The organism is Enterobacter sp. MGH 4, assembly GCF_000534735.1.
GTDB classification, from domain to species: Bacteria; Pseudomonadota; Gammaproteobacteria; order Enterobacterales; family Enterobacteriaceae; genus Enterobacter; species Enterobacter intestinihominis.
Window position 1 is genome coordinate 664329 of record NZ_KI973289.1, and the last position, 19284, is coordinate 683612.

21 protein-coding genes are annotated in these 19284 nt (G+C 54.5%); 11 read left to right on the top strand and 10 right to left on the bottom strand.

Annotated features, from left to right (window positions below):
• The first annotated feature begins 2 nt into the window (after nucleotides 1-2).
• The 3 genes from L350_RS19075 to L350_RS19070 all read left to right on the top strand — a co-directional run bounded on the left by L350_RS19075 (nucleotide 3) and on the right by L350_RS19070 (nucleotide 2333).
• Entirely contained in the window at nucleotides 3-710 is a 708-nt protein-coding gene (locus L350_RS19075) for a T6SS immunity protein Tli3 family protein (protein WP_032624049.1), read from the top strand.
• 79 nt (nucleotides 711-789) lie between these two features.
• A complete protein-coding gene (locus L350_RS22985) occupies nucleotides 790-939 on the top strand; it encodes a PAAR domain-containing protein (RefSeq protein ID WP_400182007.1) in 150 nt (49 codons plus the stop codon).
• Complete coding sequence (locus L350_RS19070; RefSeq protein WP_032624050.1) at nucleotides 939-2333, top strand: hypothetical protein; 1395 nt, start codon at nucleotides 939-941, stop codon at nucleotides 2331-2333. Before L350_RS22985 ends, L350_RS19070 begins: the two co-directional genes overlap by 1 nt.
• A gap of 61 nt (nucleotides 2334-2394) precedes the next feature.
• On the opposite strand, the gene purT is transcribed toward L350_RS19070, so the two are convergent.
• Nucleotides 2395-3573: a formate-dependent phosphoribosylglycinamide formyltransferase gene (gene purT, locus L350_RS19065; RefSeq protein WP_032624051.1), complete on the bottom strand. Its 1179-nt coding sequence runs from the start codon at nucleotides 3571-3573 to the stop codon at nucleotides 2395-2397.
• A 172-nt stretch (nucleotides 3574-3745) separates the two neighbouring features.
• Between purT and L350_RS19060 the strand changes: the two genes are divergently transcribed.
• A complete protein-coding gene (locus tag L350_RS19060) occupies nucleotides 3746-4396 on the top strand; it encodes a tellurite resistance TerB family protein (protein ID WP_022648470.1) in 651 nt (216 codons plus the stop codon).
• A 75-nt stretch (nucleotides 4397-4471) separates the two neighbouring features.
• Nucleotides 4472-6547: an oligopeptidase B gene (ptrB, locus tag L350_RS19055; protein WP_032624052.1), complete on the top strand. Its 2076-nt coding sequence runs from the start codon at nucleotides 4472-4474 to the stop codon at nucleotides 6545-6547.
• Here the strand turns inward: ptrB and exoX are convergent.
• The 3 genes from exoX to L350_RS19045 all read right to left on the bottom strand — a co-directional run bounded on the left by exoX (nucleotide 6529) and on the right by L350_RS19045 (nucleotide 8188).
• Entirely contained in the window at nucleotides 6529-7191 is a 663-nt protein-coding gene (exoX, locus tag L350_RS19050) for an exodeoxyribonuclease X (protein WP_022648468.1), read from the bottom strand. The genes ptrB and exoX overlap by 19 nt on opposite strands.
• Before the next feature lie 24 nt (nucleotides 7192-7215).
• Complete coding sequence (locus L350_RS0122115) at nucleotides 7216-7860, bottom strand: nitrilase-related carbon-nitrogen hydrolase (protein ID WP_032624054.1); 645 nt, start codon at nucleotides 7858-7860, stop codon at nucleotides 7216-7218.
• A gap of 97 nt (nucleotides 7861-7957) precedes the next feature.
• Complete coding sequence (locus L350_RS19045) at nucleotides 7958-8188, bottom strand: DNA polymerase III subunit theta (protein WP_003859784.1); 231 nt, start codon at nucleotides 8186-8188, stop codon at nucleotides 7958-7960.
• A 137-nt stretch (nucleotides 8189-8325) separates the two neighbouring features.
• Here L350_RS19045 and yobA point away from each other — a divergent pair, with 137 nt between their 5' ends.
• Genes yobA through L350_RS19030 form a run of 3 tightly spaced genes read left to right on the top strand, consistent with a single transcriptional unit; the run spans nucleotide 8326 to nucleotide 9923 of the window.
• Nucleotides 8326-8697 (top strand): CopC domain-containing protein YobA, encoded by a 372-nt coding sequence (gene yobA / locus L350_RS19040; RefSeq protein ID WP_023300433.1) that lies wholly within the window; start codon nucleotides 8326-8328, stop codon nucleotides 8695-8697.
• A gap of 1 nt (nucleotide 8698) precedes the next feature.
• Nucleotides 8699-9568, top strand: a complete 870-nt coding sequence (copD, locus tag L350_RS19035; RefSeq protein ID WP_032624055.1) for a copper homeostasis membrane protein CopD — start codon at nucleotides 8699-8701, stop codon at nucleotides 9566-9568.
• A 16-nt stretch (nucleotides 9569-9584) separates the two neighbouring features.
• On the top strand, nucleotides 9585-9923 hold the full coding sequence (locus L350_RS19030) for a YebY family protein (protein ID WP_032624056.1): 339 nt from the start codon (nucleotides 9585-9587) through the stop codon (nucleotides 9921-9923).
• Between the two features lie 125 nt (nucleotides 9924-10048).
• Here the strand turns inward: L350_RS19030 and L350_RS22990 are convergent, their stop codons facing one another.
• The gene (locus tag L350_RS22990) at nucleotides 10049-10246 is read right to left on the bottom strand and encodes a M14 family metallopeptidase (protein WP_041907460.1); all 198 of its coding nucleotides are present in this window, start codon (nucleotides 10244-10246) and stop codon (nucleotides 10049-10051) included.
• A gap of 45 nt (nucleotides 10247-10291) precedes the next feature.
• Nucleotides 10292-11272: a VirK/YbjX family protein gene (locus L350_RS19025; RefSeq protein WP_022648463.1), complete on the bottom strand. Its 981-nt coding sequence runs from the start codon at nucleotides 11270-11272 to the stop codon at nucleotides 10292-10294.
• A 166-nt stretch (nucleotides 11273-11438) separates the two neighbouring features.
• Here L350_RS19025 and pphA point away from each other — a divergent pair, with 166 nt between their 5' ends.
• Nucleotides 11439-12083 carry a protein-serine/threonine phosphatase gene (gene pphA / locus L350_RS19020; RefSeq protein ID WP_032624057.1) on the top strand — a complete coding sequence of 215 codons (645 nt, stop codon included), beginning with the start codon at nucleotides 11439-11441 and terminating at the stop codon, nucleotides 12081-12083.
• 34 nt (nucleotides 12084-12117) lie between these two features.
• Here the strand turns inward: pphA and L350_RS19015 are convergent, their stop codons facing one another.
• From L350_RS19015 to yebS, 4 genes are all read right to left on the bottom strand, one after another.
• Nucleotides 12118-12357: a YebV family protein gene (locus L350_RS19015; protein ID WP_006811010.1), complete on the bottom strand. Its 240-nt coding sequence runs from the start codon at nucleotides 12355-12357 to the stop codon at nucleotides 12118-12120.
• A 104-nt stretch (nucleotides 12358-12461) separates the two neighbouring features.
• Complete coding sequence (gene rsmF / locus L350_RS19010) at nucleotides 12462-13925, bottom strand: 16S rRNA (cytosine(1407)-C(5))-methyltransferase RsmF (protein ID WP_032624059.1); 1464 nt, start codon at nucleotides 13923-13925, stop codon at nucleotides 12462-12464.
• Between the two features lie 56 nt (nucleotides 13926-13981).
• Nucleotides 13982-16615: a PqiB family protein gene (locus L350_RS19005; RefSeq protein WP_032624060.1), complete on the bottom strand. Its 2634-nt coding sequence runs from the start codon at nucleotides 16613-16615 to the stop codon at nucleotides 13982-13984.
• Entirely contained in the window at nucleotides 16584-17867 is a 1284-nt protein-coding gene (yebS, locus tag L350_RS19000) for a membrane integrity lipid transport subunit YebS (protein ID WP_032624819.1), read from the bottom strand. Before yebS ends, L350_RS19005 begins: the two co-directional genes overlap by 32 nt.
• A 132-nt stretch (nucleotides 17868-17999) precedes the next feature.
• Between yebS and L350_RS18995 the strand changes: the two genes are divergently transcribed.
• The gene (locus L350_RS18995; protein WP_006811006.1) at nucleotides 18000-18497 is read left to right on the top strand and encodes a GAF domain-containing protein; all 498 of its coding nucleotides are present in this window, start codon (nucleotides 18000-18002) and stop codon (nucleotides 18495-18497) included.
• A 96-nt stretch (nucleotides 18498-18593) separates the two neighbouring features.
• On the top strand, nucleotides 18594-19280 hold the full coding sequence (gene proQ, locus L350_RS18990; protein WP_032624061.1) for an RNA chaperone ProQ: 687 nt from the start codon (nucleotides 18594-18596) through the stop codon (nucleotides 19278-19280).
• Nucleotides 19281-19284 lie beyond the last annotated feature (4 nt).

Consider the following 19284-nt stretch of genomic DNA (forward strand, 5'->3'; position numbering starts at 1 on the left):
GCATGAAAATATTTATTATCGGCCTGACGACCTTAGCTGTTTTGCTTGTGACCGGATGCCTGGCTAAAGAACCGCCGACGCAGGTAGTTTATCGATTCGATGATCATCGTTATCTCGAACTGAAAGGGTGGGATTGTGAAGGCGAACTCTGGTACACGGATACTAAGCGAGGCATTCACACCGAACCAGTTAGTCAGTTTTATCGACTCTTTACCCGTAAATTTATTCATCCATCAGAGCGATATATTGCACTGACGGGATGGGGAGTGAGTGGATTCATAGTATCTAAGGACTATGGGAAAACGTGGCGCTCAGTAGCGTTTTCACCAAATCATAATGAACCCAATGGTGATGACTACGCGCCGTATGAGGATATTATTTCTTTCACCGTCGTCAACGATCAGGGCTTTTTACTAACCAAGCACCGGCTGTATATGTCATCAAAGCCATTTGAAGACCCGCGCATTCTGCCCGGTGGGCCGGGGATTGCCTATACCGTGGATGACGGAATGGGAAATAAAGTCAGCGGGAAGCTGGAATCCCGTTCCCCTGGCTGGGCCTGGGGAATGGTCTACATGACTAAACAGGGGCTTGAGGGCAGCACGCAGCAACTTAAGGCAAACTGGCAAGATTTACCCGACAGCGTACCCGACGTGAAGGGCTATACCGGCTGGGATCATATGCAATGCAACATGGATGCGGGAAAATAGGGAGATAAAGTGATGAAAGGCGTCATTAGGTTAAACGATCCGCTGATAAGCGGAGGAAAAGGCCTTGAAAGATGATCTTGTGCAGTGTCCGCTCCATAAAGGGACGTTCCCAATCACTGAATGTCACCCAACCTGGACCATGCATGGCCGTGGGGTTGTGGTAGATGGCTGTCGCGCGGCGTGTGGATGTGAAATCAAAAGTACCTTACCTGTGGCGGGAGCTTCGTAATGCGCGCGTGGTGGTTATACAAAAAACAGCCAGACCCGAATTCCACTGTGCCAGTCGTCATGATTGTTTTCCTCTATGTAATAGCCGTCGCAATGGGCCTCGTGATCCGGGCTTTAACCTGGCCTGAACAGGAACACGTTACGGCTCTCTTTTTTGTGCCTTCAGTTATTCTGCCCATCTGTGTTGTGTCGTTGTTAGTTTTTACAAGTTTCATATTTCATGACGCCAACATTCATTATGCTGAAACCCGAAAATTCATAGCAAAAGAGCAGGAGATTAATTTAAAGGCGTATGCGCGGAAAAATATGGCTATCGCAGCATGGTCTTCAATAACCCCCCTGGAGCAACCCGCGCTGAATATGTTGAAACTGGAAGGCGAATTTCCGCTGGCACCGAAAACGCCGGTTAATATTCAGCTGGAAGATCGCTTCGACCAGACCAGAAATGAACAGATGTTTTACCGCTTACTGGACCCGATGGCAGAAAAATTGAAGGGCTATAACTACCGTATTTTTGAAACCGTTGTCTGGGTTCGCGGAGGGAGTGGATCCTGCATTGATGAACTGAGACGCACTCTGGAGCGGTTGGGTATTGAAACGGCCAGCACGTGTAAAATTGAGTACAGCACAGAATGCCCTGACTACGCGATCGTTAGCCAATGGATGAACTTATCTGATTACAGAGTTGAAAACCGGCTGATTGTTATCGTTCATTTACATGAAGAAAGCGGCGAATCAAAGAGCATGGAAAATGCATGTGCATTCCTGCTGACCAGTCATTATGTCCGGGAGGAGGGCGAAAAACCGGTATATTTATATCAGCCTATGTCTGATGTGACCGATGTAGAGGACAAAATGGCGGTCTTCCTTGAGACGGGTTCGGTACTTACGCCGAAAAATCTCTGGTATACCGGGCTGTCCCGTATTGAAAAATATCCATTAATGCAGGCACTGGACAAAAAAGCGCTCACGGTGGAACGGCTGGATATCGATGCCTCTCTGGGCGCAAAGAGTGCCGGGTATCGGTGGCTGGCTCTGGCATTTGCGGCGGATGCGGTAAAATATGCCCAGGGGGAGCAACTGGTAGCTTATTCAGACAAAAACAAATTTTGTATTACTGCGCTTTCCTCCCTGAAGACAGCTATCCCAAAAAAACTTACCTGGTGTAACTGGAGTAATCCCCTTTATCCTGCGGGGATGGCGGCTTTATTCTGCGTGTTATCCCTCATTGCCTATCGTATCAGTTTCCTGGCGCAAAACGATCCGCCAGCAATCTGGGAACTGATTGCGAGCATAATCATTCCCTTCGTTATTTTTATAGGCCTCGGTAGTTTTGTTTTCATCTCGAAAACGAATGAAGCCTACGAGGACATGGAATACGAATGGAAGCGATAGAAACGAAACAACGTTAATCATGCTATGTGGCTGGTCGCTTAATTGACCAGCCTTTAGTTATTTACCCTGTCACTTTCACCGCAGTGGCCGCTTTTTTCGCTCTCGCGACGGCTTCGTCCACGTTTTCCCCGGTCGCTAATGCCACGCCCAGACGACGGCTTCCGTCGATCTCCGGTTTGCCGAACAGCCGAACCTGCAAGCCTGCGCCTACCGCACCTTCGACGTTATCAAAGGTGACATTCTGGCTGGTCAGCTGCGGCAGGATCACCGCCGAGGCTGCCGGGCCGTACTGACGGATGCCGCCAACCGGCAGGCCGAGGAAAGCACGTACGTGCAGCGCGAACTCAGAGAGATCCTGCGAAATCAGCGTGACCATCCCGGTATCGTGCGGGCGAGGGGAGACTTCGCTGAAGATCACCTCGTCGCCGCAAACAAACAATTCCACGCCGAACAGGCCGTAGCCGCCCAGCGCCAGCACCGTTTTGCGGGCGATCTCCTGCGCGCGTGCCAGCGCCAGCGCGCTCATTCGCTGCGGCTGCCAGGATTCGCGATAATCGCCGTCTTCCTGGCGATGACCAATCGGGTCGCAGAAATAAACACCGTCCACGGCGCTGACGGTGAGCAGGGTAATTTCAAAATCAAACTTCACCACGCCTTCTACGATGACGCGCCCGGCACCGGCACGGCCGCCCTGCTGGGCATAGTCCCAGGCTTTGTCCAGCGTGCTGCTGTCGCGGATAAAGCTCTGCCCTTTGCCGGAGGAGCTCATTACCGGCTTAATGATGCACGGGTAGCCAATCTCCTCTACGGCCTGGAGAAACGCAGCTTTATCCCCGGCAAAACGGTAGCTGGAGGTCGGGAGCTGTAATTCTTCTGCCGCCAGGCGACGAATGCCTTCCCGGTTCATGGTCAGTTTTGCCGCTGTGGCACAGGGCACCACGCGCTGGCCTTCCTGTTCAAGGGCAACCAACATCTCAGTGGCAATGGCCTCAATTTCAGGTACCACGAAATCCGGTTTTTCGTCGGCAATTAACGCCCGCAGGGCATTACCGTCAAGCATATCGATGACGTGCGAGCGATGCGCGACGTGCATGGCGGGCGCATTCGCATAACGGTCCACCGCAATCACTTCCACACCCAAACGCTGGCATTCAATGGCCACTTCTTTACCCAGTTCACCCGATCCCAACAGCATGACGCGCGTCGCGGCAGGACGCAGCGCAGTTCCTAAACAAGTCATAAAAATCCCCCTGAAAAAGATGCGGGCAGTATAAACGAAAACGTTTGCGTATGTCTTGTATAGGGATAACCCGGACAGGGGAGAAATTTGCGCTTCTTTAGCACTGACAGACATTTCCTGACACCCGCTCGCTTAGGCTGTGAAGGTTACGCACTGTTACGTGAGGAAAAATATGTCAGGCTGGATGAATCAACTGCAATCCCTGTTGGGACAAAAAGGCTCGTCGTCCGGCGAGCAGGGTCTGAGCAAGCTGCTTGTGCCGGGTGCGCTCGGCGGGCTGGCCGGTTTGCTGGTTGCCAATAAATCATCGCGGAAACTGCTTACCAAATACGGTACCGGCGCGCTGCTGGCGGGCGGAGGGGCTATTGCAGGCTCCGTCTTATGGAACAAATACAAAGACAAGGTGCGCAACGCGCATCAGGATGAACCGCAGTACGGGAAGCAGGTATCGCCGTTAGATTTACGCACCGAGCGCCTGATCCTCGCCCTGGTCTTTGCAGCCAAGAGCGACGGGCATATTGATGCCAGTGAACGTGCCGCAATTGAACAGCAGATGCGGGAAGCGGGCGTTGAGGAGCAGGGCAGGGCGCTGGTGGCGCAGGCCATCGAACAGCCGCTCGATCCGCAGCGTCTGGCGCAAAGCGTGAAAAACGAAGAAGAGGCACTGGAACTCTATTTTCTGAGCTGTGCCGCCATCGATATCGATCACTTTATGGAGCGCAGCTACCTGAACGCCCTGGGTGATGCGCTGAAGATCCCACAGGACGTTCGTGAGGGAATTGAGCAGGATATTCAGCAGCAGAAGCAGACCCTCGCGGGCTAGAAGGCCATGTTTCGCTTGCATCATACGCGTGTTTTGCCAACCTTATAGGATGTAAAACGAAAAAGTAAGAATGCCATGCCTCCAAAAGCCCGACGTACTCCTTATTCGATCACCACGCATGGCGATACGCGTATCGATAACTACTACTGGCTGCGGGACGATTCTCGTTCCCGGCCAGAGGTGCTCGACTATCTGCACGAGGAAAACGACTATGGCCGCCAGGTCATGGCCAGCCAGCAGGCGCTTCAGGATCAGCTCCTGAACGAAATGGTGCAGCGTATCCCCCAGCGTGATGTCTCTGCCCCGTGGTGCAAAAACGGTTATCGCTATCGCCATATTTATGAGCCGGGAAACGAATATCCCATCTACCAGCGCCAGTCTGTGCTAAGCGCCGAGTGGGACGAATGGGAGATCCTGCTGGATGCTAACAAACGTGCTGCCCACAGTGAGTTTTATACGCTGGGCGGCATGTCCATTTCCCCCGATAACGCCATTATGGCGCTGGCTGAGGATTACCTCTCCCGCCGCCAGTACGGTTTGCGTTTCCGCAATCTTGAAACGGGAAACTGGTATCCCGAAATGCTGGATAATGTCTCCCCCGATTTCGTCTGGGGTAACGATTCAGAAACGGTCTACTACGTTAAAAAGCATGCCTCAACGCTGCTGCCTTATCAGGTCTGGCGTCATACGGTGGGGACCGATTCCGCCGACGATGAGCTTGTGTATGAAGAAAAAGACGAGACGTTCTACGTCAGCCTGCATAAAACCTCGTCTCGCCACTACGTGATTATCTTCCTTGCCAGCGCCACCACCTCTGAGGTGCTGCTGCTGGATGCCGAACTGCCGGATGCCCAGCCGTTATGCTTCCTGCCGCGCCGTAAAGATCATGAGTACAGTCTGGATCACTTCCAGCACAGCTTTTACCTGCGTTCGAACCGCGAGGGTAAAAACTTTGGCCTTTATAAAACCAAAGTGCGCGATGAACGGAAGTGGGAAGTGTTAATTCCTGCGCGCGATCAGGTGATGCTGGAGGGGTTCACCCTGTTTACCGACTGGCTGGTGGTGGAAGAGCGTCAGCGCGGACTGACCAGTATCCGCCAAATCAACCGCAAAACCCGCGAAGTGGTGGGCATTGCGTTCGATGACCCGGCTTACGTGACGTGGATCGGCTTTAACCCGGAACCGGAATCGTCCCGCCTGCGGTACGGCTATTCGTCAATGACTACCCCGGACACGTTGTTTGAGCTGGATATGGACACCGGGCAGCGTCAGGTGATTAAACAGGCGGAGGTCCGGGGATTTGAGTCGGAAAATTATCGCAGTGAACACCTGTGGGTGACCGCGCGCGACGGCGTTGAAGTCCCCGTGTCTCTCGTCTACCACAAGGATCACTTCAACAAAGGTAAAAACCCCATCCTCGTCTACGGTTACGGCTCCTACGGATCCAGCATGGACGCCGATTTCAGCAGCAGCAGGCTGAGCCTGCTCGACCGCGGTTTTGTTTATGCGATTGCCCATATTCGCGGCGGCGGCGAGCTGGGTCAGCACTGGTATGAAGACGGAAAATTTCTCAAAAAGAAAAATACCTTCAATGACTACCTTGATGTCTGCGATGCGCTGATCGCGCAGGGTTATGGCGATCCGCAACTCTGCTTTGGCATGGGGGGCAGCGCCGGAGGCATGTTAATGGGAGCCGTGGTAAACCAGCGGCCTGAACTGTTTAAAGGCGTTATCGCTCAGGTGCCGTTTGTGGACGTGGTGACGACCATGCTGGACGAAACCATTCCGCTGACCACCGGGGAGTTTGAGGAGTGGGGGAACCCGCAGGATGAAACCTATTACCGCTACATGAAAGAGTACAGCCCGTACGATAACGTCGAGGCGAAAGCCTATCCGCATATGCTGGTGACCACCGGCCTGCACGATTCCCAGGTGCAGTACTGGGAGCCCGCGAAATGGGTGGCGAAGCTGCGTGAGCTAAAAACTGACGATAATCTGCTGCTGCTGTGTACCGATATGGACTCGGGGCACGGAGGGAAATCAGGGCGATTTAAATCCTATGAAGGGGTGGCGCTGGAGTACGCCTTTTTGATTGGCCTGGCGCAGGATACGCTGCCAGGCCGCGCGGGAACTCAGGCTTCGCCTAAATAATGCTTCAGCGTCAGGCGCAGTTCCGGGCTCATTCTGTCGAGGTTGTTGTACAGCCAGCGCAGATAGCCCGGATCGTTGTCCGCCACTTCCGATACCGGTTTTCCACGATATTTACCGAACGTGAAGGTGGTCAGTAGGGCGGGGCGGCCGGTAATGGTCGCCATATCGTCCGGCGTCCAGCCGGAAGTATTCATGATATCAATCAGGAGCGCTGCGGTGATGTAGCAGTCATAGAGGGCGCGGTGATGATGCAGCCCTTCCGGCGTCCGCACGCTTAGTTTGCGCGACTTATACAGCGCCATATTGCTGTATTTGATCCCCGGCCACAGACGGCGCGCCAGCTTCATGGTGCAAATCCATTCACCGGGCATCTCCGGCAGCACACGGCGGTCAAAGCTGGCGTTATGGGCGACATACCACTGGCTACCGTGGTAAAGAGGGATGATCTCTTCAATCCACGGCTTATCCGCCACCATCGATTCCGTAATGCGATGAATTGCCATCGCCTGCGCACTGATAGGACGGTCCGGGCGCACCAGGTGGCTCATTGGATTGACTATCTTTCCGTCAACCACGTCGACAGAGGCGACTTCCACAATTCCACCCTGCAAATCGCAGGTTTCGGTATCGATAACGCGCAGCATTGATCGCTCCTGATCCTAAAATGCCTAGCCTAATGGAATGATATCCCCTTGCCAACCCTGTCGGCCCAAAGAACCGGTTAACAGCAACTCTCCCTTATCGGCACGCACGATCAGCTGACCTTTTTCATCCCATAACGCGCTACCGCTGCGCGCGTTCGCCATTAATACCGCGATGGCGTACTTATGCGCGAAGCGTTGTAACGAACTGATGGATTGCCGCCAGCGTTGCTCACCCACCGCCAGGCTGCTGGTGAACAGCGTTGCCTCTGGGTCCAGTTCCGGGGCGTCAGCCTGATTATCAACGATGGTTAACCGTTTATTGCCAGGAATAACACCCGCACCGTTACCCTGCGGATAACGCCGGATGGTCGACAGGTTAGGGGTGAATAGCGCGAGTCCTTTCTGTTGCTGGAGAGTAATACCGGCAATCACCGTGATGAAACGTGACTGCGCCGCGTGAAGGAGGGGGGCAAGCTGCAAATCGTCAGGGGGTGGGGGTAAGGTTGTTCCGCCAGGGCCAGTAAGCGAAAGCTCCGGAAAGACGACTAAATCGCACCCATGTGAGGCAGCCTCGGCAATAAAGTGCAGGTGATGTTTTACGTGCTCATCAACACAGTTGTGCCGCGGAGCATACTGAGCCGCGGCAATAGTCCATCGTGACTTCCTTATACACTAAGTCGCTGGGATTTTAAGATTACACCTAAATTTATCAGGGTTTTCTTATCCTGCCACATAACGCGTAAGGAAGTGTAACGGGACGTTAAGCTTATTTAACTTTAGGTTCGTACGGCAGGCGCGAGAGATTAACGGAGGCGAGGCGATGCGCAATAAGACGTTCGCGGAACCAGTCGCGCAGATGCGCGGGTTGTTCACGCTCTACCACTTCAGCCACGACGGGCATGTTGTAACGCTCTTTGAATGCGACCCCCGCGGCGGCGAGATCGACATTCACTTTGTCCATCTCGTCCTGAGGAAGGGCGGCCAGGTTAACGTTCATTTCCTTCTCCTTTTTCTGCGGCGGCAACGTTACCGCGATTGTTCAACGATGACAAGGGAGCAAAGGATGTTCCTCGACTCGTTAATTATACAGAGTTATTCTTTAGCATTCAGGCATAACGAAAAGGAATGATTGTGATGCACTTTACCCCTTCCCGCGTCGCGTGTGCGCTGGTGTTTCTGCTCTCTTCGGCAATCGCGCCATCAGCTCTGGCCCATGCGCACCTTAAGCAACAATCCCCGCAGGAAAATACCGTCGCGACGGCACCCGACGTCATTACCCTGAATTTCTCGGAAGGCATTGAACCTGCCTTCAGCGGCGTCGTGGTGACGGACGCGCAGCAGCACAAAATCCAGACCGGCGCGGTGAAGCGTGACGAGAAGGATAACGCAAAGCTGATTGTTCCTCTTGAGAAACCGTTGACGACCGGCACCTATACGGTGGACTGGCATGTGGTCTCCGTGGACGGCCACAAAACCAAGGGCAGCTATCACTTTAGCGTGAAATAGTATGCTGGCCCTGAGCTACGTAGCGTTTCGCTTTATCCATTTTGTTGCGCTGATACTACTTTTCGGCAACGCGCTATACAGTGTCTGGTTTGTACCGTCTTCGTTGCAGCGCCTCATGACGCAGCGTTTCCAGCGCCAGCAGAATATCGCGGCCTTAATCAGCCTGATGGCTGCTCTGCTGATGTTCGGCCTGCAAAGTGGGTTAATGGGTAACGGCTGGGGTGATGTCATTCGCCCGGCGGTCTGGCGCAGCGTGCTGGGCACGCAGTTTGGTGGCGTCTGGCTGTGGCAAATGGTGCTGGCCGCTGTGACCGCGGGCGCTGCATGGCTTACCCCGCAAAAGGGCTCACGGCTGTTACTGCTCGCGATGGGGCAACTGGTGCTGCTGGCGGGCGTGGGACATGCCGCGATGAACGGTGGCGCGCCGGGTGCGTTGCATCGTCTGAACCATGCGCTTCACCTGCTCTGCGCCGCCACCTGGGTGGGCGGTCTACTGCCGCTGCTGTTCTGTATGCGGCTGGCGAAAGGCCGCTGGCAGCCAGCCGCTATCTTTACCATGATGCGCTTCTCCCGCGTGGGGCATTATGCCGTGGCGGGCGTGCTGCTGACCGGGATAATCAATACGCTCTTTATTGTGGGCATAGACGTGCCGTGGGAAGCGCCTTATGTACGGCTGTTGTTGTTCAAAAGTGCGCTGGTCATCATGATGGTGGCAATTGCGCTGGCGAATCGGTATTTTCTTGTGCCACGCTTTCGCCCTGATGCCGGGCGGGAACAACAGATTTTTATCAGGATGACACAGGCAGAAGTGGTGCTGGGCGCGCTGGTACTGGCGGCCGTCAGCCTGTTCGCGACCTGGGAACCCTTCTGACAAGGTTTAATAACTTATGAAAAAGACACTGCTTTCTCTTTTACTTCTCACCTGTGCCAGCAGTGCGCTGGCCGCGCCGCAGGTCATCACCGTCAGCCGGTTTGAAGTGGGTAAGGACAACTGGGCATTTAATCGTGAAGAGGTCATGCTCACCTGCCGTGCCGGTAACGCGCTGTATGTCATCAATCCCAGTACGCTCGTGCAGTATCCGTTAAATGACGTAGCGGAGCAGCAGGTTGCCAGCGGGAAAAGTAACGGACAGCCTGTCAGCGTGATCCAGGTGGATGACCCGGCAAACCCCGGGCAGAAGAAGAGTCTGGCACCGTTTATTGAGCGCGCTAAAAAGCTCTGCTAGCCGTCAGGTTTCCAGTAAAAAAAAACCGCAGGTGCTTGTAAAAGCTCTGCGGTTTTTCACATTTAGTGATGTTCTGACGCTTTTTTTCAGACCACTTTTACTGTGGACTGGAAAACCTGACGTCGTCATCTATTCTTAAAGGGCAAGGCGAATGAGCCTGCATTAATGCCAACTTTTAGCGCACGGCTCTCTCCCAAGAGCCATTTCCCTGGACCGAATACAGGAATCGTATTCGGTCTCTTTTTATCTGCATGAAAATAAACGATAAAATCCGGTTTTCGTCTCAGCAGAAGGTTCACTTCCTGTGCGCCTGCTTCAAACATACCACAACCCGGCAGGCGTAAGTCCAGTCCTTTTTGGCTGTTTTGTTAAATTTTTGTTTGTATTTTGCCTGAGACGACTGCGGGATCAATGCGCGCATGTACGGAAGCCGCAATATCATCAAGTAACGCAAAGCGGCGACGGTATTCGGCGCGTTTTTTGCTGGCAATCTCCTCCAGTGCTTTACGCTCCATCTGGAGCGGCAACTGCCAGCAGAAGGGGGAGAGTTTCTTTCCGTTCAGGCCTTCCCAGAACTCGTCGTAGCTGGCGTGAAAATGACGCCCTTTGCTCAGACGGTAGCGCAGCGCGCGGAAAACATGGCCTTCATCGCTGACGGCAAAAATCGCGCTGATGTTCGAGCGTGAGGCAAGCTGGAAGATCACCTCCATCAGCACGCGTTTCGGGAAAAGCCCATGGCAGGCACGGGTAGCCTGCTTAATCACCTCCCGTGAAACATGACGACGTGGACCCTGGAGGCCGCCGATTACCAGCACCATACGGCCGTTACTGCGTGCGACACAGAACGTCAGGCTGGCAAGCAGCGTGTTGTCATTGTCATGCAGCCAAAGCGTGCTCTCGCCTTCACGTTCAGCCTTACCTGCGGACGAGGCGTGGACGGTATAGATTTCGCCGTTTTTTGCCTCGAACCGGACAACCGGCACCTCTTGCGGATTAGTCAGCGCGTGGGCGAGGGCGGTATTTGTCAGACTATCAATCCACTGATAGTGGCTGACGATAGCATCGGCCCGGTCGTTTGAGTTCAGGCCACGCATCAGATACTGGCGGTGAGTTTTGCTCGGCAAGGTAATTTGAGAGGTGAGCAGCCTGTCGAAATCATCGCGCCCGGATAGCGCCTCCAGCATGCGATGGGTGGAGGACCAGAATAAAAGCGAGCGCAGAAGGAACTTTAACCGGTAATCACGTTTGTGCCAGATTGGGCCGGGAACGCGTTTCCCTCTCACCAGTTCAGAAATAATATTTGTGCGATGCGGATAAAAAACATCGTTTTGCAGGTGTATGTTTGACACGTGAAAATCCCTCTTTTATTCCGCACTATTTTAAAGGTCAGGGAATAAGGGATTAATAGCGCAGCGATCTTTATTTCCGGCTGGTTTATGGTTTGTTTGGATTCGCGATATCCATCGTCGGCTCATGACATTTTCTGTGGCAGCTATACTTCTTACAGGAGGCGTTATGTATCAGAAAATAGAGGGAGAACACTGGCGTCATGTCTGGGTTGTCAGCGATATTCATGGTTGCTATCAGTGGCTTATGGATGAGCTGAAACGACGGCATTTTAATCCTGCTGCGGATCTGCTTATCTCGGTGGGGGATATTATCGACCGCGGTCCCGACAGCATGAAATGTTTACAGCTGATGCAGGAAAAGTGGTTTTATGCGGTACGCGGTAATCACGAGCAAATGGCGTTAGATGCGCTTGATAATAATGATTTTAGTCTCTGGAAGATAAATGGCGGTAACTGGTTTACCGGGCTTACGGTCGCTCAACAAAAGCAGGCGAAGGATTTACTCGACGCGTGTCGGGACTTACCGCACATTATTGAAATAACCTGCAAAAACGGTCTGAACGTGATTGCTCATGCGGATTATCCCGCCGCCGAATATGCCTGGCATAAGCCGGTAGATGCCCAGCGGGTGCTGTGGGATCGCGACCGGTTAATGGGCTTTATGGTGGGTAGAGGGCAGGGCATTAGCGGCGCGGATCACTTCTGGTTCGGACATACGCCTGTGGACAAGCGCTACGATTTCAACAATCTGCACTACATTGATACGGGAGCGGTGTTCGGGGGCTTTCTGACGCTGACGCAGCTTCAGTAATAAATAACCCGCCTTCGGGCGGGTTCTCTTTGGGTTATGCAAGACGCAAGACCCAGGCATCGGTTTTACTGTCGTAATGTTCACGGTACAGAACGGAATGTTCCCCATCAAGGATCGCCGGGACGCTGGTATCTGCATCCCAGGCGTCCAGTTGCATGCACAAATCCGGATCGGATTTGCAGGGAATACTTAACGTTCGTTCGCCTTGTGCTTCGCCACGCAATTCAGCGTCGTCGATTTCAAAAGCGCCAATGCGTACGCTGGTTTTCGTCATAATGCTCTCCGGTTTGTTGCCCAAAATCTGGTATGACCAGTGCAGTCATCCATTTTTGATCCTAGACAAGGAGAGCGAAATCGCCAGTAAAAAAATGCGTTTTTTCAGTCAGTGCGGCTGTTACCGGTAAACAGGCGACCATCGCGTACCAGTTCACGCGGATAGCTGTTTTTCAGCCGCGAGCCGACTTTTTTCGCCAGCCCGAGCGGATAGCCCTGATACGTCACGATGACTTCATCCTGTGACGGGCCGTCTTCCGGGTAAACGTCACGACCGCGATACCACTCTTCCGCTTCATGATGCGTCAGGGCGAAGGTGTTCTCATTGCCTGCCAGCGCAATGACGGCTTCGTGCTGCCAGCGATAGCCTTTGTTGTGGATCTCCGCCAGGCGAATACCGAGGCGGGAGAAACGCACCTTACCAATCAGCGGTTCGATGTTGACCGGGAACAGCCACAGCTCTTTGTCACGCATCCAGAGGCGCAGGCTCTCATCCCAGTGCAGTCCCACTTTGCCGGCAGCCGCTTGCGCCTGTGCCGCCTCACGGCCTTTGACCGGCGCGAACGGGAAGTTGCCGACCTTAAACTTAGGGACAGGCAGCGGATCAACGGCGCGGGTTTTACGCAGTCGTGCGACAAAGAACCCCTCGCAATCGTAAATCTGCGGGAAGACGTGCAGGAAGCCTTCAGGGGTGGCCGCGTGACTGGCCGAATCGAAGAGGGTGTCCAGCGGCAGAAACTCGACGGCATCCGCATAGCGTTGCCTGAGCCACAGGCAGACGTCCTCGTTTTCATCACGATTCAGCGTGCAGGTGGAGTAAACCAGCGTTCCACCGGGGCGCAGGGCATGAAACGCACTGTCGATCAGTTCACGCTGCGTGGCGGCGATCTCCAGGTTGCTTTCAACGGACCAGTTTTTTAACGCATCAGGATCTTTACGCACTACGCCTTCGCCGGAGCAGGGCGCGTCGAGCAGGATGGCATCAAAAGCTTCCGGCAAGGCAGCGCCAAACACGCGACCGTCGAAGTGTGTTAACGCGACGTTGTGGATCCCGCAGCGGCTGATATTGGCGTGCAGGACTTTGACGCGGCTGGCGGAAAATTCGTTGGCGAGGATCGCGCCGCGGTTGTTCATCCGGGCGGCAATTTGCGTGGTTTTAGAGCCCGGCGCCGCCGCGACATCCATCACCCGCTCAGGCTGGTTTCCGTCGGCAAACAGCGCGGCAACCGGCAGCATGGAGCTGGCTTCCTGAATATAAAACAGCCCGCTCAGGTGCTCGGCGGTGCTGCCGAGCGGCAGGCTCTCCTCGTCATCCCGCTCGATCCAGAACCCTTCCTCACACCACGGCACCGGCGTCAGCTGCCAGCCGTAGGAGGAGACGAGATCCAGAAACGCTCCGACGCTGATTTTCAGCGTATTGACGCGAATACTTCGACGCAAAGGGCGCTGGCAGGCGGCGACGAAATCGTCGAAAGAGAGATGAGCAGGAAGCGCCTCGCGCATCTGTGCGAGGAATTGTTCAGGAAGAAATACGGAGTTTTGAGCCACGGGCACACCACAGGGAAACATTCAGGCGCGCAGTGTAACATAAAGGCTCCGGCGCGTTGACACCGGAGCCTGCGAGATTAACGCGGCAGCGCCGTTCCCCATTCGCGCCACTCTTTCGGTTCACTTTCCAGCAGCAGGAAGTGTTTTCCTCCCTGCGCCTTAGGCGCCAGAGGCGTGCCAGGCGGCGTCGCGAAGGCAATGCCGCCGCGAATGAACTGGTTAAAGGTCCCCGTTTTGACCACGCCACCGGTCAGGCCGAAGTCCAGCGAGTAGCCTGAAGCGAGCCAGAACACTGAGTTGTTGCGAACCAGATGCTGATAACGCTGGCTGATGCGCAGGCCAACCATCACGCGATCGGACAGATTACCCAGCGTCAGGCTTGTTACTGTCCCCACTTCAATACCGCGGAACAGGACCGGCGTACCGATGCCCAGCGAACCGGCTTCCGGTACTTCAACCACAATGCTCAGACCGTCCAGATAACGGGAATCGGTGATGGTCGCCTCCTGCAACTCAAACTCACGACGCGCGTTGCCCCGACCCGGTTCAACGTTAATGTACGGCTGAAGTATGGTGTCGAGATGCTCAACCCCTGCGGCAGAAATTTGCGGCGTAACCACCGAGAAGCGCGAGCCTGCCCGGGCGAACGTCTGTACATATTCCGGATAAAGCACGGCGGTAGCCTGAACTTCATTGCGCGCGGTGATCAGCGTCAGCTTCTGAACCTGCCCGATATCAATTCCGAGATAGCGGATAGGCATGCCTTCTGCCAGTTTACCGGCATCAAAGGTGTGCAGGGTAATCTGTCCCCCGACGGCGCGCGCCGCGGTTTCAGACGGGAAGAGGATCCGCTTGTCACCTTTACGCATGTTGCCGCCCGCGCCGCTCAGGTTATCGAAGCTGATCGCACCGCGCAGGGCACGGGAGAGGGGAGACGCCTGTACGGTCAGCCCGTTGCCATTGAGCTGCACTTTCGCGCCGCCTTCAGCCCAGAACACGCTGTTTGGCGTGAGCAGCTTGCGATACTCCGGCTTGATATGCAGTTCGATATCAAACGCGTCCGCACGAGGACGAACGGTGATCACTTCTCCGACCTCAAACTTACGATAAAGCACGACGGAGCCTGCCTGGACATCCGGCAGCGTTTCAGCGCTTAAGGTCAGCGTGGTGGTCGGCAGGTCGCCGAGGCTGTTTTCAATGGCTTTGTCCAGATTGGCGAACAGTGGATAGCTCTCACGCAGCGCGCCTTTGCTGCCCGGCAGAATGCGGATCCCGCCGTTAACCCACTCGCTGGCGCTGGCGCCGAGGAACTCAACGCCGTCCAGACCCACCTTCACGTCGACCCGGCTGTTCACCACAAATTTACTGTCGCCGTGCACAAGGTTGCCGTACTGCGGATCGATGGCGGCGGAGAAGGAGACCCCTTTTTCCGTCAGCTTTCGTTCCAGAACCTGACCCACCTGCACACCGTGCAGGATTAGCGGTTGACCGGCTTCGATACCATAGCTTTCCGGCGCATTCAGCTTAACCGTCAACACGCCCGGTTTTTGCAGCAGAGCTTTATCCGCCGGCGCGATGACAAAGTTTTTATTCGGCGCACCTTCACCGGGGATCAGCTCAAAGGTGCTTCCCGTCAGCAGGGAACTGATGCTAGCGTCGCTGAGGGAGAGCTTCGGATTACGCAGCTCGATGCGTGTTTTTTCCCGCAGGAGGTCCACAACGCTCGGATCCACCGTCATTTCGCCGGTAACGGAGCCGCCCGCGTTGAGGGTTAATTTTGTCAATTGCCCGACCTCTAAACCCTGGTACATTAGCGGGGTCGAACCGGCTTTCAGGCCTTTGGCATCCGGCAGGGTCAACTTGACGATGACACCGCGCTGGCTGTGTGCCAGGTCGGCGTACAGACCAAAGGTATCCTCTGCGGCGGCAGGGCTGGAGTCAGCAGGTGAGTCGAAGGCGATAGCGCCATTCACCAGCGCCGCCAGGCTCTCAAGCTTCACTTTCGCACCGCTTAAGCTCAGGTCAGCATCGACGCCAGAGACGTTCCAGAAGCGGCTGCCTTTTTTTACCAGGTTGGTAAAACGGCGATCGATCAGTACATCAATGGTCACGCCATCTTTGTTCGGGTTAATGGCGTAGTCGTAAACGCGGCCAACCGGAATTTTGCGGAAATAGACCAGAGAACCACTGTTCAGCGAGCCCAAATCCGGCGCGCGGAGGTGGATCATCAGATCGCCGTTATTCAGCCGATATTTCGGCTGGGTATCCTGCGCAACAAAGTGATCCTGTGGCTCACCTTTGCCAGGCATCATGCCGATATAGTTACCGCCCACAAGCGCATCCAGCCCGGAAACGCCGGCCAGGGAGGCTTTAGGCGTGACCAGCCAGAACTGCGTTTCGGCGCGCAGGGCATCCTGCATGTCAGACTTAATGCTCGCCCGGACCTGGATTTTGTTCAGCCCTTTGCCGAGGGAAATATCCTGCACGGTACCCACTTCCACCCCCTGGAAGCGAACGGGGGTACGTCCGGCGACAATGCCGTCCGCAGACTGGAAATCAATCGTGATGGTACTTCCGCGATCTTCATAGCTCGTCCAGATAAGCCAGCCTGCGATCATCAGCGCGATGACAGGCAGCAACCAGAATGGCGAAATGCGGCGTTTTGTTTTAATTCTCGCTTCAGTCGGCGAAGCGGGCGTTTCCTGACTCATGTGCGTCCCAAAGTAAGCGGCTGTCCAGCCATTCCACTGCAAGAATAGTCAATATCACCGCAGAGCCGAAATAAAAAGCTGCGGGTCCCATGGTAAAAGCAAGTAACTGATCGCGATTGATGAGCGACATCATCAGCGAAATCACGAACAGATCCAACATCGACCAGCGACCAATCCAGGTCACGAATCGCAGAAGCAGGATGCGGGTGCGTAGTCCTTGTTCGCATTTAAAGTGAATGCTGATAAGTAGCGTAAACATCACCACCACTTTGGTAAAGGGCACCAGAATACTGGCGATGAACACAATGGCGGCAACCCCCACGTTACTGTGCGCCAGAGAGATAATCCCCGAAAGGATAGTATCTTCCTGTCGGGCGCCGTTCACATAAATTACGGAGATCGGCAGCATATTGGCCGGGAATAAAAATATCAGTGAGGCGATAAGCGCCGCCCAGCATTTTTGCAGGCTGTTGTTGCGCCGCAATCTTAACGGAATGTGGCAGCGAGGACACCTCCCGCGTTTATCCGGAAAACCGGTGTAATGGCACCCCAGGCAGACGCGCAGGTTTTCATCAGGCCGGGTCGCGGGACGCTGAGGGTAAAATCGCTCCCAAAGCTGTTCAACATTCAGATGAATCAGGGTCAAAATACTCAGCAGGACCAGTGAAATAAACGCAAAAAGGCCAATGCCGGGTTGTAAAAACGCATAATCCTGCACCTTAATGGAGGCCACGCCGACGCCCACCAGATAGATGTCCAGCATCACCCACTCCTTGAGCTTTTCCAGCATGAGCAGGACAGGGCGCAGGTTCATCCCCAGAATGTTGCCAAACCACAGGTAGGCAATTGCCGCGACCAGCACCAGCGGTGCGCCGACGACGCAGAACAGCACCATAGCGCCGGTGAGCGGATCGCCCTCGCGCGTCATCTGCCAGATCCCCTGCAATACGTTAGCGTCAATACGCACGCCAAGCAGGTAGAGCTTTAACAGCGGCTCGGTCCAGGCGAACGGCATCAGCAGCAGCATGGTAACCGCCATTGCCGCCAGACGCGTCAATGACCAGTCCCGGCCATCGCGAATTTTGGCATCGCAGCAAGGGCAAAAAGCACTTTGGTGCGATTTCATCTTCGGCAACATAAAAAGCGTATCGCACTGGGGACAACGCTGATAATGTGCACGAGGCAGAGCCTGGTTTACCGTACGGACAACGATCTTTCTTGTCGGCGTAATTTGGGATGTTTTTAGGGCCATCAGTCGCACACAGATAAGTATTGTTGAAAGTTATAATAACTCATGAACGGATTCATCTTGAGCATGAGCGCATTTAATGCTTATTTTAATAGGCTATGCGGTAATTATGTAAGATAACTAAGTGATTGAATAATGAACAAAACAGAATTCTACGCGGATCTGAATCGCGATTTTAAGGCATTAATGGCAGGGGAAACCAGTTTCTTAGCCACTCTGGCAAATACCAGTGCGTTACTGTTCGAACGCCTTTCTGACGTGAACTGGGCGGGCTTTTATCTGCTGGAAGGCGACACGCTGGTGCTGGGGCCTTTCCAGGGGAAACTCGCCTGCGTACGCATCCCGGTAGGTCGCGGCGTGTGCGGTACCGCAGTGGCGACCCGTCAGGTTCAGCGTGTCGAAGATGTACATGCGTTTGACGGCCACATTGCCTGCGATGCCAGCAGCAATTCTGAAATCGTACTGCCGCTGGTGGTTAAAAATCAGATTATTGGCGTTCTGGATATCGACAGCACGGTCTTCAGCCGCTTTACTGCCGAGGATGAGCAGGGGCTGCGCGCGTTGGCCGCAAACCTGGAAAATGTTCTGGCAGAGACCGATTATCATAAATTCTTTGCGAGCGTCGCAGGATAATCAACGGATAACGTAGCATTTACTGATAGCGTCATTATAATGTCGCCTGTTCATGCCTGCGCTTGTTGGCAACGTCCGTTGTAATCAGGAAATTTCATGGAAAATCAACCTAAGTTGAATAGCAGTAAAGAAGTTATCGCATTTCTGGCCGAGCGTTTCCCGCAGTGCTTCAGCGCTGAAGGTGAAGCGCGTCCTCTGAAAGTCGGTATCTTTCAGGATCTGGTCGCGCGCGTTGAGGGGGAGATGAACCTCAGCAAAACGCAGCTTCGTTCTGCCTTGCGCCTTTATACCTCGAGCTGGCGTTACCTGTACGGTATCAAGCCGGGTGCGACCCGTGTCGACCTTGACGGCAACCCGTGTGGTGAGCTGGACGAGCAGCACGTAGAACATGCGCGTAAGCAGCTTGAAGAAGCCAAAGCTCGCGTTCAGGCACAGCGTGCTGAACAGCAGGCCAAAAAACGCGAAGCCGCAGCGGCAAACGGTCAGGAAGACGCCCCTCGTCGCGAGCGTAAACCGCGCCCGGCACCGCGTCGTACTGAAAATAACGATCGCAAACCGCGTGCTGACAAACCAGCAGCTAAAGCCCCACGTGCGCCGCGCGAAGAGCCGCGCCACACCCCAGTTTCGGACATCAACGCCCTGAGCGTAGGTCAGTCTCTGAAGGTTAAAGCGGGTAACAGTGCGATGGATGCCACCGTACTGGAAATCACCAAAGATGGCGTTCGTGTACAGCTGACTTCTGGTATGTCAATGATTGTACGCGCAGAACACTTGTTGTTCTGAAACG